Source organism: Serratia plymuthica, assembly GCF_018336935.1.
Lineage (GTDB): Bacteria > Pseudomonadota > Gammaproteobacteria > Enterobacterales > Enterobacteriaceae > Serratia > Serratia plymuthica_B.
This window is the reverse complement of sequence record NZ_CP068771.1, coordinates 5,243,799-5,259,616: the sequence shown is the minus strand read 5'-3', so window position 1 is coordinate 5,259,616 and position 15,818 is coordinate 5,243,799. Positions and strand designations below refer to the sequence as shown.

The 15,818-nt window shown below is 56.0% G+C and carries 13 protein-coding genes; 9 read left to right on the top strand and 4 right to left on the bottom strand.

From position 1 onward, the window contains the following. Positions 1–90 precede the first annotated feature (90 nt). Complete coding sequence (locus JK621_RS24350) at positions 91–858, bottom strand: N-acetylmuramoyl-L-alanine amidase (protein ID WP_212557997.1); 768 nt, start codon at positions 856–858, stop codon at positions 91–93. 224 nt (positions 859–1,082) lie between these two features. On the opposite strand from JK621_RS24350, the gene JK621_RS24345 reads away from it, so the two are divergent. Beyond that, positions 1,083–1,829, top strand: a complete 747-nt coding sequence (locus JK621_RS24345) for a S24 family peptidase (RefSeq protein WP_212557996.1) — start codon at positions 1,083–1,085, stop codon at positions 1,827–1,829. Between the two features lie 47 nt (positions 1,830–1,876). Here JK621_RS24345 and JK621_RS24340 read toward each other — a convergent pair whose 3' ends face one another. Next, complete coding sequence (locus JK621_RS24340) at positions 1,877–2,986, bottom strand: SDR family oxidoreductase (protein ID WP_212557995.1); 1,110 nt, start codon at positions 2,984–2,986, stop codon at positions 1,877–1,879. Between the two features lie 257 nt (positions 2,987–3,243). Between JK621_RS24340 and JK621_RS24335 the strand changes: the two genes are divergently transcribed. From JK621_RS24335 to sbcB, 3 genes are all read left to right on the top strand, one after another. Beyond that, on the top strand, positions 3,244–3,453 hold the full coding sequence (locus JK621_RS24335) for a hypothetical protein (RefSeq protein WP_212557994.1): 210 nt from the start codon (positions 3,244–3,246) through the stop codon (positions 3,451–3,453). 76 nt (positions 3,454–3,529) lie between these two features. Beyond that, positions 3,530–3,718: a DNA polymerase III subunit theta gene (locus JK621_RS24330; RefSeq protein ID WP_212557993.1), complete on the top strand. Its 189-nt coding sequence runs from the start codon at positions 3,530–3,532 to the stop codon at positions 3,716–3,718. A 100-nt stretch (positions 3,719–3,818) separates the two neighbouring features. Continuing rightward, positions 3,819–5,246: an exodeoxyribonuclease I gene (gene sbcB / locus JK621_RS24325; RefSeq protein WP_212557992.1), complete on the top strand. Its 1,428-nt coding sequence runs from the start codon at positions 3,819–3,821 to the stop codon at positions 5,244–5,246. A 52-nt stretch (positions 5,247–5,298) separates the two neighbouring features. On the opposite strand, the gene JK621_RS24320 is transcribed toward sbcB, so the two are convergent. After that, positions 5,299–6,666, bottom strand: coding sequence for an APC family permease (locus tag JK621_RS24320; RefSeq protein ID WP_004946987.1), 1,368 nt, complete (start codon positions 6,664–6,666; stop codon positions 5,299–5,301). Positions 6,667–7,198: 532 nt separating this feature from the next. Next, on the bottom strand, positions 7,199–8,617 hold the full coding sequence (locus JK621_RS24315; protein ID WP_212557991.1) for a glutamine synthetase family protein: 1,419 nt from the start codon (positions 8,615–8,617) through the stop codon (positions 7,199–7,201). Between the two features lie 394 nt (positions 8,618–9,011). Between JK621_RS24315 and puuR the strand changes: the two genes are divergently transcribed. The 5 genes from puuR to JK621_RS24290 all read left to right on the top strand — a co-directional run bounded on the left by puuR (position 9,012) and on the right by JK621_RS24290 (position 15,741). Further along, positions 9,012–9,569 carry an HTH-type transcriptional regulator PuuR gene (gene puuR / locus JK621_RS24310; protein WP_212557990.1) on the top strand — a complete coding sequence of 186 codons (558 nt, stop codon included), beginning with the start codon at positions 9,012–9,014 and terminating at the stop codon, positions 9,567–9,569. 20 nt (positions 9,570–9,589) lie between these two features. Beyond that, positions 9,590–10,870, top strand: coding sequence for an NAD(P)/FAD-dependent oxidoreductase (locus JK621_RS24305; RefSeq protein ID WP_212557989.1), 1,281 nt, complete (start codon positions 9,590–9,592; stop codon positions 10,868–10,870). Between the two features lie 122 nt (positions 10,871–10,992). Next, positions 10,993–12,504 carry a sugar ABC transporter ATP-binding protein gene (locus tag JK621_RS24300; RefSeq protein ID WP_212557988.1) on the top strand — a complete coding sequence of 504 codons (1,512 nt, stop codon included), beginning with the start codon at positions 10,993–10,995 and terminating at the stop codon, positions 12,502–12,504. Beyond that, the gene (locus JK621_RS24295) at positions 12,501–13,496 is read left to right on the top strand and encodes an ABC transporter permease (protein ID WP_004947008.1); all 996 of its coding nucleotides are present in this window, start codon (positions 12,501–12,503) and stop codon (positions 13,494–13,496) included. Before JK621_RS24300 ends, JK621_RS24295 begins: the two co-directional genes overlap by 4 nt. A gap of 253 nt (positions 13,497–13,749) precedes the next feature. After that, complete coding sequence (locus JK621_RS24290; RefSeq protein ID WP_212557987.1) at positions 13,750–15,741, top strand: ligand-gated channel protein; 1,992 nt, start codon at positions 13,750–13,752, stop codon at positions 15,739–15,741. The last annotated feature ends 77 nt before the right edge of the window (positions 15,742–15,818 follow it).

Sequence of the window (15,818 nt, the reverse complement as noted above, 5' to 3'; positions counted from 1 at the left end):
CGTTACCGATGACGAGGAAGAAGCTCAGTTTAGCGGAGGAAAGCGGGTGGAGAAAAGGCGGATGAGGCGTCCCCCACCCGCAGGCGAACCTTAAGCGGCATATTTATCCACCAGCGCACGCAGAATGGCGGCGGTTTCCACATCCATTACGCCGCCATACTGCTGCGGGCGAAAATGCAGTTGGAAGGCGCGCACCAGTTGGCGATAGCCTTCGGCATCGGTCGCAGCCGAGGTGTCGTAACCGTATTTGGCGAACAGCGCCAGCAGTTCTCGCTGCGCGGGAACGCCCTGGCAGTGATACTCATGTTGGTGGCGCCGTTTAACCGCTTCGTCATACCAGGCGCCAACGCCGGCATTATACAGCTGATGCCACGGGAATTGCGGGCCAGGATCGCTCTTGCGGCCCGGCGCTATGTCCGAATGCGCCACCACGTTGATCGGCGTGATATCCGGATAGCGCTGCAGAATATTTTGCGCCAGCTGCGTTACCGCCGCGATCTGCTGCGGATTAAACGGCGGGAAGGTAATGTCTTCGCCATCGCCGCTCGCCAGATTCACGATCTCAATGCCAATCGCCGTATCGTTGAGATTATTGCGGTTGCCCCATTTGCTGGCTCCGGCATGCCAGGCCCGTTCATCTTCATCTACCAGATTGAAAATGTGCACGCCGCTAAAGCCGGCCGCCTGATAGGTGTGATCTTCTGGATCCGGTACCAGGTAATGGGCGCTGACCGAGTTACCGGTCAGCGATTGCACCGAATCGGCAAAGTTCTGCGCCGTGTAATGCAACACCAGAAAACGTACCCGGTGGCCAAAACCGGCCACCGAACGGTAGCTATTGTAATCAATACTGAACATCGTAGATTCCTTCTTCTCTGTTGGTCTTCATGATCAAATTATCGTCATGTAGAGGACGAACATGTTCGCCCAACTCATGCGGGCGCTGCATGCAACAGCCCCCCTACACTGTCTGCGTGAACGCCGTCCACTTCTTTATGTTTAGCTAATTGCTAAATTAAACGCAAGTTGTTTTTAGCAAAAACGATATTTACCTTTTTGCTAAAGAATGCGATCATCCGACGATGGAAACCAAAGAAATAAGACGCAATAATTTGCGCGACCTGATGGCCCGCTACGCGCGGCAGGGCGTTAACCAGAATGAGTTTGCGATACTGGTTGAATCCTCCGCGCCAACGCTCAGCCAAATCACCGGTGAAAAATCCTCCCGCAACCTGGGCGACAACCTCGCCAGGCGGATCGAAGCCAAACTGAACCTGCCCAAGGGCTGGTTCGACGTTTTCCATGAAAAACAGCTGGTGCGTCCTTTCGATAACGTGGCGGCAGAGTCGGATTTTCAACCTGCCCGTCTGAAGCCGGTGGTGTGGGAAGATACCGAACAAGACAAGGAAGAGTTTGTGGAAATTCCCCTGCTGGATATCGATTTCTCAGCCGGTGACGGCTGCTATGAAATCGTCGACCGTGAAGAGTTCTCGCTGATCTTCCGCCGCTATTATCTGCACAAGATGGGGGTGGCGGTGAATGCCGCGCGGATCATCCGCATTTCCGGCTCCAGCATGGAGCCACGCCTGCAGGACGGCGACGTGGTGGGCATCAACACGGATGACACCCGCATCCGCGAAGGTAAAACCTACGCTATCCGCCACGGCAATCTGCTGCGGGTGAAGGTGTTGATCGAGCAGCCTGACGGCGGCGTGACCATTCGTTCCCTGAACCGGGAAGAATTCCAGGATGAGCATCTGAGTTATGCGCAGCGCAAAGACCAACTGGTGGTGCTGGGCCGCGTTTTCTGGTCGTCTTCATCCTGGTAAGCGCAATGGATTTCGCCGGGTAGCCAGGCGAGCAGCTCGCCCTGGCATTATTTGAAATCCACCACCATTTGCTGCTGAATGGACAAACCCCGGGTCGACTGTACGCAGTTGCCGATGTAATCGGTAAAACGCGGCGGTTTAGGCATACCCAACTTGAGGATTTTGTCGTTGCTGAAACGAACGTTGAGCATGGCAAACGATCCGTACAGGCGCATCGCCTTCAACATTAACCGCTCGTTGCATGGCCCGAAAATATCTTTCAGCTGCCTGCGCATCTTCACCAGAACGTCGTAATTGACCTGGGCATAGGCATCGCCGACCGGCGCTTTCTCCAGCGCAACGGCCATGGCGCGATCGATATCCGCAAAACTGACGCTGCATTCTTCACCGGCAGAGATGTGATAAACGTCATTATCCAGCGTTTCTCTGTTCAGCAGCATCACCATTGCATCGGCACAGTAATCCACCGGGATCACATCGATATTGTCCTGCAACGAACACATAAATTGGCGCAACATCAGCGCCATGCTGAACACCCAAAAAATACTGCTGGAAGGTTGGCAGCCAAGACGGGTATGCCCCACCACGATGGAAGGACGGGCGATCACCAGCGGCAGTTGCGGGCAACGTTGACGCATCAACTGTTCGATGGTGGATTTGGAGCGAGTATATTCCACCAGATGTTCGGCGGTTTCTTCAAACTCCGCGCTTTCCGCCACCAGTGAACCCGGCTCCGGCGCACAAGACATCGCGGTGCCCACATGCAGAAAACGTTTTAATCCCTCCACTTGCGCCATTCTCTCGGCAAAAGCCAACGTTCCTTCAACGTTAACTTTCCAGATAAGAGGGTTATTGCCAAACGAGGCTACCGCGGCACAATTGATAACGTGCGTTACTTTATTAATGCGAGTGTCCGATAAAAAACCTTCAGGCTCACTTAAATCGCCCAACAATATATTTTCTATCGTAATTTTAGAAAATAAATCGGCATCAATATTGAACTTTTCCATATTCGTCCGAATACGGTCCAGTCCCTGCTGCGCATTTTCGGCGCGCACGAGAAAAAGATAATTAACAGACTGATTTTCATTCAGTAATTTTTCAAGAACCGCACCGCCAAGAAAGCCGGTAGCCCCAGTCAACAGTAGAGTTTTCATAATATGTACCCACATTGGCATTGAATGTTGCTGATTGTATGCGGGGATAATTAAACAAATATTAAATGGAACTCAGTGGTACTTATTTATCTTGTCTTAATATTATCTTAAGGAATATCCTGAAACACCGTTGCGGTATTTTGTAACACATTCAATAAGAAATGGGCGTATTAAACACCGTCGTTTATCGACCATTGATACAAGCTCTGATTTAATTTACCTGTCAATGTCATTCTCTTTTATCATCAGGAGTTTCTATGAGCTATAACCAAAAAGCCTGGTTGAGCATTCTGATCCTGTGCAGCGTTTTCTGGCTGGTGGTGATCGGCAGTGTTTTTTCAGTCAATGAAGTCCTCGAACGTACCCACCAGCAAAGTCTGGAGGGGCTCTCGGCGCAAACCTCGCATAGCTATCATGCCACTGCGACGTCTGCCCACGGCCTTCAGGCACGATCGCAGGCCTTGTAAGCCTCCCCCCTGAATGGGGTAGGGACAAGAGTAGCTAACGATCCTATGATGCCCTTTGGTTCACAGGGAGAAGAATATGGGTCGAAAGCTGGATAGCTTACCGCAGGCAGAACGCGAAAAAATTGAAGTCGATTTACTCGCACTTAGCGTCATTTATAATGAGCGTTATGGCATTGCTTCCAACGCAATCAACGCCGAAGATCAGGTACCCGACCACTTACGCCCCTACTTTCATCAGCGCCTGAACTACTACCGCAATGCGTAATCCTTCGCATTTGGGCGATTAACGGTAACGACCGCTTGGCATCGTGCATCCCGCCGTTACAATAGGGGCCTATTCCCTACGCCAAGTGAGAGATGCGATTTTGAGCAGCAAGGCACCGGCCACATTCTACATTCACGACTACGAAACCTTCGGCAAAAGCCCATCGATGGACCGCCCGGCGCAATTTGCCGGCGTGCGTACCGATATGGATTTCAATATCATCGAAGAACCCTTGGTCATCTACTGCAAACCGGCCGACGACTACCTGCCCGATCCTGAAGCGGTGATGATCACCGGCATCACGCCACAGGTGGCGCTAGCCAAAGGGATTAACGAGGCCGACTTCGCACGCCAAATCCATCAGGCATTCAGCGTGCCGGGCACCTGTATTCTGGGTTACAACAATATCCGCTTCGATGACGAAGTCAGTCGTAATATTTTCTATCGCAGCTTCTATGATCCCTACGCCTACAGCTGGCAAAACGGCAACTCTCGTTGGGATTTGCTTGACGTGATGCGTGCCTGCTACGCGCTGCGTCCGGAAGGCATCGTTTGGCCGGAGAACGAAGACGGGTTCCCCAGCTTCCGCCTGGAACATCTGACTCGCGCCAACGGCGTCGAGCATGAACATGCCCATGACGCCATGTCGGACGTTTACGCCACCATCGCCATGGCCAAGCTCGTGAAGCAGGCGCAACCGCGGCTGTTTGACTTCTTGCTGCAACACCGCAACAAGCACAAGCTGAACGCCTTGATCGATATCGCGGAAATGACGCCGCTGGTGCACGTTTCCGGCATGTTCGGCGCAGCGCGCGGCAACACCAGTTGGGTATCGCCGCTGGCCTGGCACCCGGACAACAAGAACGCGGTGATCATGTGCGATTTGGCCGGCGATATGACCCCGCTGCTGACCCTGAACGCCGACGAACTGCGTGAACGCTTGTATACCCGCCGTGAAGATCTGGCGGCAGATCAATCTCCGGTGCCGATCAAGCTGGTGCATATCAATAAATGCCCGGTGCTGGCGCCCGCCAAGACGCTGCTGCCGGAAAACGCCGAGCGGTTGGGTATTGACCGCCAGGCCTGCCTGCAAAATTTGCAATTGCTGCGCCAGAATCCGCAAGTCCGCGAGAAAGTGGTCGCGTTGTTCGCCGATGCAGAGCCTTTCAAAGCCGTCGACGACGTGGACGCCAGGCTGTACGACGGTTTCTTCAGCGATGCCGACAAGGCGGCGATGAGGATCATCCAGCAAACCAAACCGCAAAACCTGCCGGCGCTGGATCTGAGCTTCAGCGATGGACGCATGAAAGAGCTGTTGTTCCGCTTCCGCGCCCGCAACTACCCGAATACGCTGGATGACGCCGAGCAGCGCCGCTGGTTGCAGCACCGCCAGGAAATGCTGAGCGCCGAACGGGTGCAGAGCTACGTACTGCAACTGGAGTCGCTGTATAACCTGCACGAAGGCGACAAAGAAAAGACCGCGCTGCTGAAAGCGCTGTTTGAATACGGTAAAGAATTGGTGGGCTAATAAAAACAACAAAGGGCGCAATGCGCCCTTTTTAATAATGTCCGATTAAGGCTTATGCCACGTCTTCACTGGCCTGCGGCACCGGCAAACGGAAGCTGCGGGTTACGAAAGCCAGATAAATCAGACCAATCGCCGCCCATACCAACCCCAGCGTCATTGAGCTGGTTTCCAGATTGAGCCACAGCGCACCGACAGTCAGCGCACCCAGTACAGGCAGAATCAGGTAGTTGAAAGTGTCTTTAACGGTACGGTTCAATTTGTCGCGGATATAGAACTGCGAAATCACCGACAGGTTCACAAAGGTGAACGCCACCAGCGCACCGAAGTTAATCAACGCCGTCGCCGTCACCAGGTCAAATGACACCGCAGACAGAGCGATCGCGCCAACCAGCAACACGTTCAGCGCCGGGGTACGCCATTTCGGGTGAACATAACCGAAGAAACGCTCCGGGAATACGCCGTCGCGTCCCATCACATACATCAGGCGTGAAACACCGGCGTGCGACGCCATACCTGAAGCCAGTACGGTTACGCAGGAGAACACCAGGATCACGGACTGGAAGAACTTGCCGGCCACATACAGCATGATTTCCGGCTGCGACGCGTCAGGATCTTTGAAGCGCGAGATGTCCGGGAAATACAGCTGCACGAAGTAAGACACCACAATGAAGATGATGCCGCCGATCAAAGCCGTCAGGAAGATGGCTTTCGGGATCACTTTCTCCGCGTCTTTGGTTTCTTCGGACAGCGAGCTGATGCCGTCAAACCCGAGGAATGAGAAGCACAGAATGGTCGCACCGGTAATCATCGGCACCACGTGCGCATTCTCGGACCAGAACGGACGGCTGCTGATCAGCGTGCCCGCGCCTTCGCCGTGGGAAATACCGTTCACCACCAGGCAGAGGAACACGATCATGATCGCCACCTGCACAACCACGATGATGGAGTTCAGGTTCGCTACCAGCTTGATGCCGCGCAGGTTGAAAAGGGTCATCAGCGCAACCAGCGCCGCCACGAAAATCCATGAAGGCACGCCCGGGAAGATGGCTTCCAGGTAAATTTTGGCCAGCAGGATGTTGATCATCGGCATGAACAGGTAGTCCAGCAACGATGACCAGCCCACCATAAAGCCGACGTGCGGGCTGATGGCTTTCTGGGCATAGGTATAGGCAGAACCGGCGGACGGGAATTTCCGCACCAGTTTGCCGTAGCTCAATGCGGTAAACAGAACCGCCAGCAGAGCAAAGGCGTACGCAGTGGCGACGTGACCATCGGTCAGGCCGGATACGATGCCGAAGGTATCGAAGATGGTCATTGGCTGCAGGTAAGCCAGCCCCATCATCACTACCGGAACTAAAGTCAGGGTTTTACGCAGTTGCGCGCGTTGGGCTGGAGCAGCGCTGATGATGTTATCGGACATGACGCAGCCCCCCCTTACCTTCTGCCTTGCGGAGCGTAGACACGCCAAGACTTAAGGTTGCGGGGAAACTTCGCAACGTGCGACTGAATTCAAAAAGAAGGGGATTGGAAGCTGGATAACGGGTCAAGGTGGCCTTGACTGCTCCATAATCGCTGCGGCCGCAGCGGAAACCGGCGGGCACCGGCGCTAAAGTGAAAAATTGCCCCATCTTTCTTATCCTCATGAGTCACGACCATAAAGTTTTGTTTGATCGCGCACGAAACTATTTATCTATCCGGATCGGTGTCCGGCCTCGCTTGGTGTATGAAACGCACAGTTGTTAGAACACAAATGCAAAAAAATAACCGACGCGTTAAAACGTCGGTTATCTGCATTAACTATATTTTGCACCAGAAAGCGGCCGGATGACAAGATCCCGAAAGCTTCTTACACAAATTCTTTTGGCGATCGTGCGGAAAACCTACCTGCAAGGCGAATTATTCCGCTATTAATCCGCCTGTCGCCAGCAGATTAACATTCGGTTTACCCAGCCTCAGGCGTTTTTCAGCATCCAGTCAATCTCGGTTTCCGTTACCAGCCGCTCAAACTGCATCAGCTCATCCATCTTGCAAGCATGATAAACCTGCGCAAAACGTTCGCCCAGATACTGCGTCAGCTCATGCTGGTGTTCAAACTCATACAACGCATCGCTTTGGCGGATCGGGAACGGCAGCCCTTCCTGCTCCAGCCCGTTGCCGGTCACCGGCTCAGGCAGCGGCAGTTCGTTGTCCAGCCCATACAAAATCCCGGCCAGGATCGCCGCCACCACCAGATAGGGATTGGCATCGGCGCCGGCGACACGGTATTCCACCCGGTGATTCTCCGGCTCGCTGCAGGGAATGCGCAGCGCGACGGTGCGGTTATTGTGGCCCCAGGAAGCCTGGGTAGGCACATACATCCCCGGTTGGAAACGGCGGAAGGCGTTAATGTTTGGTGCCAACAGCGCCATGGAGGCCGGCATCAAGGTGATCATGCCGGCCAGTGCGCGGTGCAACAGCGACGAGTCTTCGCCGTCCGCATCCGTGAACAGGTTCTTGCCGTCGCCGTCCAGCATGCTGATATGCACGTGCATGCCGCTACCGGCGTATTCCTCATAGGGTTTCGCCATAAAGGTCGCGTGCAGGTGATGATTTTCCGCCACCAGCCGCACCAGGCGTTTCAGCGCCAACGCGTGATCGCAGGCCAGCAGCACGTTATCGGTATGGTTCAGGTTCACCTCGAACTGGCCGGGCGACGCCTCAGCCACCGCGCCGTCCGCCGGCAAGCCCTGCATCTGCGCCAGGGTGTCGATATCGTTCAGCACCTCAGCGAAATGGTTCAGGTTATCCAGCGAGTAGACCTGGCTTTGCATGTTTCGCTCCTGGGTGCCGGGCGAACAAGGGGGCTGCAAATAACCTTCAGAGTCTCGCTGTCGATCAATGAGATAGAACTCCAACTCTACCGCTACCACCGGGAACATGCCGCGCTGGCGCAATGCCTGCCACACTCGATTCAGGACATTACGGGGTTCAACGTCAAAGGGAGTACCATCTTCATCCAACATGGTCAGCAATACCTGGCCGATATTGTCCGGGTCCGCCGCCGACGGGGTCAGCGATCCGGCCACCGGCATGCACACGCGATCCGGCTCACCCAGCTCCTGGCCCAGGCCCGCCTCTTCCACCACATTGCCCAGAATATCCATAGCAAATACCGAGGCGGGGAAGTAACAGCCTTTTTCCAATTTTTTCAGTCCGGAGACGGGAATACGTTTACCGCGGAAGGAACCATTCAGATCTGTGAGAAGAATATCGATATACTGCGTTGAGGGATGGCGTTCCAGATAGTGAGCAACCTCACGTTGGAACGCGCTACTTCGCCTCTCTTCATTATGCTGTGCAAAATTTTCAACTGCTGCGATATTGGTTTGCATACATCACCCGCCATTATGCTCTAAGGACGCTTGCGCATCCGTCTGCCGATCGGTTCAACACATGGTCTGATTTCTCTGTAGACTGCGCCCTGACTGGCGCTCAAAATAACATCCATAATATGAAACATAGCCTTAACACAAATGGTTTGCAAATGTTACAATCCCGTTTGATTATTCGCCACCGGCTGCTAAATTGATAAAATATTGACCGAAAAGGCGTTAGCTGCCTTTTAACATACAGAATTTCGTCCGCCAGAACGGGGGAGACGATGGGCAATATATTTTCCAAAGCCACCTTAACTACCGATATCATGCTGTGCCGATATCCGCCAGACAGGCACCCGACGCTGCCGTTCATTTCTGCCTGTCGCCCCTATCAGAAGGAAGTACCGCTATGAGCGAAGCCAGCTTGGCGCCGGGTAAGCGCCTGTCACAGATCCGTCTGCAATTGGGTTTGTCGCAGCGCCGTGTCGCCGAACTGTCCGGGTTAACCCACAGCGCAATCAGCACCATCGAACAGGACAAGGTCAGCCCGGCCATCAGTACGCTGCAAAAGCTGCTGAAGGTGTATGGGCTGTCGCTGTCCGCCTTTTTTGCCGAACCGGAAGCCGCCAATGAGCCCAAAGTGGTGATCGAGGCGGAGGATCTGATCGAAATCGGTAGCCAGGGCGTGTCGATGAAGCTGGTGCACAACGGCAATCCGGCGCGCAATCTGGCAATGATGCTGGAAACCTATCAACCCGGCACCACCACCGGCGAGAAGATCAAACATCAGGGCGAAGAGATAGGCACCCTGCTGGAAGGCGAAATAATGCTGACCATCAACGGTCAGACTTATTGCCTGACCGCCGGCCAGAGTTACGCCATCAACACCGGCATTCCCCACAGCTTTAGCAATACGTCGGCGCGCGTCTGCCGAATCGTCAGCGCGCATACGCCCACCACCTTCTGACCGATTTTGGCGGAGGAGTCATGACGGAACATGTTGCCAGCTATTATGCCGCCACCGCCAATCCGTTCGCACCCTACCCGGCTCTGAACGAAGATATCCGCTGCGACGTCTGCATCGTTGGCGGCGGCTTTACCGGCCTGTCGTCGGCGTTGCATCTGGTTGAAGCCGGTTTTGATGTGGCGGTGCTGGAGGCCGCACGCATCGGTTGGGGCGCCAGCGGCCGCAACGGCGGCCAGGTGGTCAACTCTTACAGTCGCGATATCGATGTGATCGAGGCGCGTTACGGCGCCGATACCGCCGCCATGCTTGGCGGCATGATGTTCGAAGGCGCAGAGATTATCCGCAACCGCATCGAACAATACGCCATCGCCTGCGACTACCGCTCCGGCGGCATCTTCGCCGCGCTGAACCCTAAACAACTGCGTACGCTGGAACACCAGCAGGCCAACTGGCGGCGCTACGGCAATACCCGGCTGGAACTGCTGGACCAGCAGGCAATCAGGCGCGAGATAGCCAGCGATCGTTACGTGGGCGGTTTGTTGGACCGCAACGGCGGCCACTTGCACCCGCTCAATCTGGCATTGGGCGAAGCCGACGCGATACGCCGTCACGGCGGGCGGCTGTACGAACAGTCGGCGGCCACCCGCATCGATTACGGTGAACCGGCCAAAGTGCACACGGCACAGGGCTCGGTCACCGCCGGTTTTGTGATTATTGCCGGTAATGCCTACCTGGGCGACACACTGGAGCCGCGCCTCAGCCGGCTGAGCATGCCGTGCGGCTCGCAAATTCTTGCCACCGAACCGCTGTCAAAAGACATGGCGCTGTCGTTGCTGCCCAATAATTTTTGCGTCGAAGACTGCAATTACCTGCTGGATTACTTTCGCCTGACCGCCGATAACCGGCTGCTGTACGGCGGCGGCGTGGTTTACGGTGCGCGCGATCCGGCCGATATCGATCCCTTGATCCTGCCCAAGCTCTTGAAAACCTTTCCGCAATTGAAACAGGTGCGTATCGATTACCGCTGGAGCGGCAATTTCCTGCTGACGCTGTCGCGCATGCCGCAGTTCGGCCGGCTGGAGAATAACCTCTATTACATGCAGGGCGACAGCGGCCATGGCGTCACCAGCACCCATCTGGCGGGCAAGCTGATTGCCGAAGTGCTGCGCGGCGATGCCGAACGTTTCGACGCCTTCGCCCGTCTGCCGCATCTGCCCTTTTTCGGTGGACGCCAGTTCCGCGTTCCCTTCACCGCCTTTGGCGCGGCGTACTATGCGCTGCGGGACCGCTTGGGATTCTAGCGCGCCTCTCCAGGAATTTTTTCGTCTCAGTTATGCCATTTAGTTTGTTGCCAAAATCGCAATCTGTGTTAAAAAAGAGGTTCTTTAGCCATCTAAACACCTAAACGTCTTTTAATCACACTATGCCAACCGCAACGCCCTCGCGCCTCGAGATGCGCAATATCTCGATCGCCTTTGCCGGATTCAACGCGCTGCAAAACGTCGACTTCACCCTGCATGGCGGTTCCACGCATGCGCTGGTCGGCGCCAACGGCGCGGGGAAATCAACGCTGATGGCGATCCTCTCCGGCGCGCACGAAAGTTACCGCGGCGAGATCTTTATCGACGGCCAAAGCGTCGACATTCACTCACCGCAGCAGGCGCGCCGACACGGCATCCACGTGGTGCAGCAGGAAGTGGACGTGGCGTTGATCCCCACGCTGTCGGTGGCGGAAAACATCATGCTGGACTGGCTGAACGAACCGGGCCATCTGCTCAACTGGGCGCAGATGTACCGCCAGGCCGCGCAACTGCTTCAGCAACTGGATTTATCCCTCAACCTGCGCCAACGCCTGGCAGAGTGCACGCTGGCGGAGAAACAACAGGTTTTGCTGGCGCGCGCGCTGTCGCATCGCTGCCGCTTCCTGGTACTCGATGAACCCACCGCCCCGCTCGATCGCGCCGAAAGCGAGCGCCTGTTCCGCGTCGTTCGCCGCCTGCAGTCCGAAGGTATCGGCATTGTATTTATCTCCCACCGCATTCACGAGCTGAGTGAAATTTGCGATCGGCTGACGGTGCTGCGCGATGGTCGCCACGTCAGCGAAGATGTCATGCAGGGGCTGGGCGGCGAGCAGATTGTCGAGAAAATGCTTGGCCACCGGCTGGACGATATCTTCCCGCCGCCGCGCCCGCCGCACGGCTCGCGCACGCTGCTGCAGGTAGAAGGCCTGCACGATCGTCACAAGCTGCGCGACGTCTCCCTGCGGCTGCATCAGGGGGAAATTTTGGGTATCGCCGGGCTGGCCGGCGCGGGTAAAACCGAACTGTGCAAAGCGCTGTTCGGCGCCTCACCGGCCCGGGTGGAACGCGGCGAACTGCGCGGCAAGCCCTGGGCGCCGCGTGCGCCGCATCTGTCCGTTGAACAGGGGCTGGCGCTGGTGCCGGAAGAGCGCCGCAAAGAAGGCATATTCATTGACGAAGCCATCCCGATGAACCTGAGCGTCAGCGCCGACGACAGTTTCTCGCGCTGGAGCCTGTTCAGCCGCCGACAGGAGCTGCGCTGGGCGCGCGATATCATGCAGAGCCTGAACATTCGCGCCTCCGGCCCGCAGCAGCGGCTAAAAAGGCTTTCCGGCGGCAACCAGCAAAAAGTGGCCATCGGCAAATGGTTGCGCGGTGATGCCGACGTGCTGATTTTCGATGAGCCGACCAAGGGCGTGGATATCAAAGCCAAACAGGAACTGTTCACTCTGATCGACGGCCTGGCGCGCGACGGCAAAGGCATTATCTACGCCTCCGGCGAGTTCTCGGAGCTGCTCGGCCTGTGCGATCGCATCTGCGTGCTGTGGGACGGCCAGGTGGTGGCGGAGCTGAACGCCGCCGATATTGATGAAGAAACATTATTATTGTATTCCACCGGAGGAACCCCTGCGTGAGTAAAGAATTATCCCTGCCCAATGCACAGCCCTGGCGTCATCAGCTGTTTGAGTTTCTCTACAAATGGGGGATGTTGCTCACCGTCGTGGCGCTGATCGCCCTGTTCGGGCTGGCGTCGGACAACTTCCTCGATCCCAACAATATCATCAACATCCTGCGCTCCATCGCCATCGTTACGGTGATCGCCATTGGGGTGTCTATCTCGCTGTCGGTGGGCGGTTTCGATCTTTCCGTCGGCTCCACCGCCTCGCTGGCCAACGCTCTGGTGGTCTCGCTGTTCGTTTGGTACGGCTTCGGCACCACCGGCGCGATTGTGCTGACGCTGCTGATTTGTACGCTGGTTGGCCTGTTCAACGCCTTCCTGATTGTGGTGCTGAAGATCCCCGACATGCTGGCGACGCTGGCCAGCCTGTTTGTGATCCAGGGCGTTGCCATGACCTACAGCTACGGCGGGTCAATCACCCAAAATATGCTGTTGCCGAATGGCGACATGGCCGAGGGGCTCATCCCGGACATTTTCTCCGCGCTGGGCCAGGTGCCGGTGATTGTGCTGATTATGCTGGCGGTCACGATTGTGGTGCAATTGTTCCTGTCGCTAACCAAACACGGCCGCCGTATGTACGCCATCGGCGGCAACCCGGAGGCGGCTCGCCTTTCAGGGATCCGCACGGTACGTTACAAGGTCGCCGCGTATGTGATTTCCTCGCTGCTGGCCTCGCTTGGCGGCATATTGCTCGCGTCACGTATCGGCTCTTCGCAGGTTAACGCCGGAGGCGGTTATCTGATGGATGCCGTCGCCGCCGCCTACATCGGTTTCTCTCTGGCCGGCTCCGGCAAACCCAACGCGCTCGGCACGCTGGTCGGTGCGGTGATCCTCGGCGTATTACAAAACGGGCTGGTGATGCTTTCAGTCCCCTACTATGCGATGGATATTATCAAAGGGCTGGTACTGGCTCTGGCGCTGGCTATCACCTACATCCAGAAACGCTGACCTTCCCCGGCGCGCCTTGCCGCGCCGGTTTTCCCTTTAATTCATCCGGTTATCCCTTCCTGCTTACCCTTCAATCATACAAATGATACGAATTATCATTTGCATTTACATTCTGTTTTAAATCCTTACAATGGCCTGACGAAATACTGACGGAATGATGTCCCCTGCCACGACAGGGAACCGTTTCTACCTATTATTCAACCCGTTAAATCGACGCCTTTGTCGATTTACAACAGACCAGGAAGGTTGCCTCATGGACAAACCACGCTATAACAAGCTCACCGCACTGATTGTCGCCTCACTCGCCAGCACCGGCGTACTGGCGGCGCAAGAGGATACCCAGGACACCATGGTGGTTACCGCTTCCGGTTTCCAGCAAAAAATCCAGGATTCAGCCGCCTCTATTTCAGTGATCCCGCGCCAGCAGATTGAAGACAAAGCCTACCGAGACATCACCGACGCCCTGAAAGACGTGCCGGGCGTGGTGGTCACCGGCGGTGCCAGCAGCAGCGATATCAGCATCCGCGGCATGTCCTCCAAATACACCTTGATACTGGTGGACGGCAAACGCGTGGACACCCGCGGCACCCGCCCGAACAGCGACAACTCAGGTATCGAACAAGGCTGGTTGCCGCCGCTGGAAGCGATTGAGCGCATCGAAGTGGTGCGCGGGCCGATGTCTTCGCTGTACGGCTCCGACGCCATGGGCGGCGTCATCAACGTCATCACCCGCAAAACCTCCAGAACCGAGTGGAAAGGCTCGCTGCACGGCGACGCCACCTTCCAGGAACGCAGCGATTCCGGCGATATTTTCCAGACCAACGCCTACGCCTCCGGCCCGCTGATTGAAGGCCTGCTCGGCCTGAGGGTCAACGGCCTGCTGTCGCGCCGCGCCGAGGACCAAATCCTTAACGGCTTCAATGAACAGCGTATGCGCAGCGGCACCGCCGTGTTCAGCCTGACACCGAACGAGCAGAACGATTTTGATTTCGAAATCGGCCGTTCCTTGCAAGACCGCAACAGCACGCCGGGCAAATCCATAGCGACCGAGAACTGCCGCAACGGCAAGTGCACGCCAAACAGCGCCAGCGACAGCCTCTACACTCGCACCAACTATGCCGTGACGCACAACGGTTATTACGATTTCGGCAATACCACCAGCTATATTCAGCGCGAAGAGACGAATAATCCGGGCCGTAACATGAAGATGTATAACACCATCTTCAATACCCAGACCCAGTTTGATCTCGGTGATCATAGGCTGAACCTGGGGGGGCAGTATCGCTACGAAAAACTGAGCGACCAGGGCAATCAGTTGGATGCGGCCGACGGTTTGAATAAATTGACCCGCTGGAGCTGGGCGCTGTTTGCCGAAGACGAATGGGCGCTGACCAACGACTTCAGCCTGACCAGCGGCATCCGCATGGACCAGGATCAGAACTACGGCAACCACTGGACGCCACGCATGTACGGCGTCTGGCACCTGACCGAACAGTGGACACTGAAAGGCGGCGTATCCGCCGGCTACCGCTCGCCGGATCTGCGCCAATCCTCAGCCAACTGGGGGCAAATTACCGGTGGCGGGCGCAAATCGATCATTATCGGTAATCCGGATCTGCAGCCGGAGAAGAGCCTGAGCGAAGAGATCGGCGTGATGTGGGATAACCAGAAAAACCTGAACGCCGGCGTGACCTTGTTCAACACCGATTTCAAAGACAAGATCACCGAAGTGCGCCGCTGCGACAGCGGGAATGGCGATGCGCAATGCATGATTGGCACCACACCTTATTACTTTATCAGCGATCGCACTAACGTCGATAAAGCCAATATGCGCGGCATAGAAACCACCTTTGGTTGGCAAATCAGCAAAGACTGGAAGTGGAACACCAACTACACCTTCACCTCGTCGGAGCAAAAAAGCGGTGAATTCCAGGGCAAAGCGCTGAATCAGATGCCGAAGCACATGCTCAATACCGTACTGGACTGGCAGGCCACCCATGACGTCAGCCTGTGGTCACGCGTCAACTTCCGCAGCAAGACATCGGAATACCTGAACCGCACCTCAATGGCCAAGAACACGCCGTCCTATACCTTTGTTGACGCCGGCCTCAGCTACCAGGCGAATAAAGACCTGACGGTCACCGGCGGTGTTTACAACATTCTCGACAAAACCGTCGATTACGATAACTACAACACCACGCTGGACGGCCGCCGCTACACCCTCGGCATGACATACAACTTCTGATGCCAATAAGGGCGCGCGCTGCGCGCTCAAAACGCTAAAACCAAAAGGCCCGGTATCTGTATGACACCGGGCCTTTC

Excerpts from the sequence above, each read along its gene's own strand:
- JK621_RS24290 (WP_212557987.1), top strand. The coding sequence starts at position 13,750 with ATGGACAAACCACGCTATAACAAGCTCACCGCACTGATTGTCGCCTCA.
- JK621_RS24320 (WP_004946987.1), bottom strand. The coding sequence starts at position 6,666 with ATGTCCGATAACATCATCAGCGCTGCTCCAGCCCAACGCGCGCAACTG.
- puuR (WP_212557990.1), top strand. The coding sequence starts at position 9,012 with ATGAGCGAAGCCAGCTTGGCGCCGGGTAAGCGCCTGTCACAGATCCGT.
- JK621_RS24350 (WP_212557997.1), bottom strand. The coding sequence starts at position 858 with ATGTTCAGTATTGATTACAATAGCTACCGTTCGGTGGCCGGTTTTGGC.
- JK621_RS24335 (WP_212557994.1), top strand. The coding sequence starts at position 3,244 with ATGAGCTATAACCAAAAAGCCTGGTTGAGCATTCTGATCCTGTGCAGC.
- JK621_RS24345 (WP_212557996.1), top strand. The coding sequence starts at position 1,083 with ATGGAAACCAAAGAAATAAGACGCAATAATTTGCGCGACCTGATGGCC.
- JK621_RS24315 (WP_212557991.1), bottom strand. The coding sequence starts at position 8,617 with ATGCAAACCAATATCGCAGCAGTTGAAAATTTTGCACAGCATAATGAA.
- JK621_RS24305 (WP_212557989.1), top strand. The coding sequence starts at position 9,590 with ATGACGGAACATGTTGCCAGCTATTATGCCGCCACCGCCAATCCGTTC.
- JK621_RS24300 (WP_212557988.1), top strand. The coding sequence starts at position 10,993 with ATGCCAACCGCAACGCCCTCGCGCCTCGAGATGCGCAATATCTCGATC.
- JK621_RS24340 (WP_212557995.1), bottom strand. The coding sequence starts at position 2,986 with ATGAAAACTCTACTGTTGACTGGGGCTACCGGCTTTCTTGGCGGTGCG.
- JK621_RS24330 (WP_212557993.1), top strand. The coding sequence starts at position 3,530 with ATGGGTCGAAAGCTGGATAGCTTACCGCAGGCAGAACGCGAAAAAATT.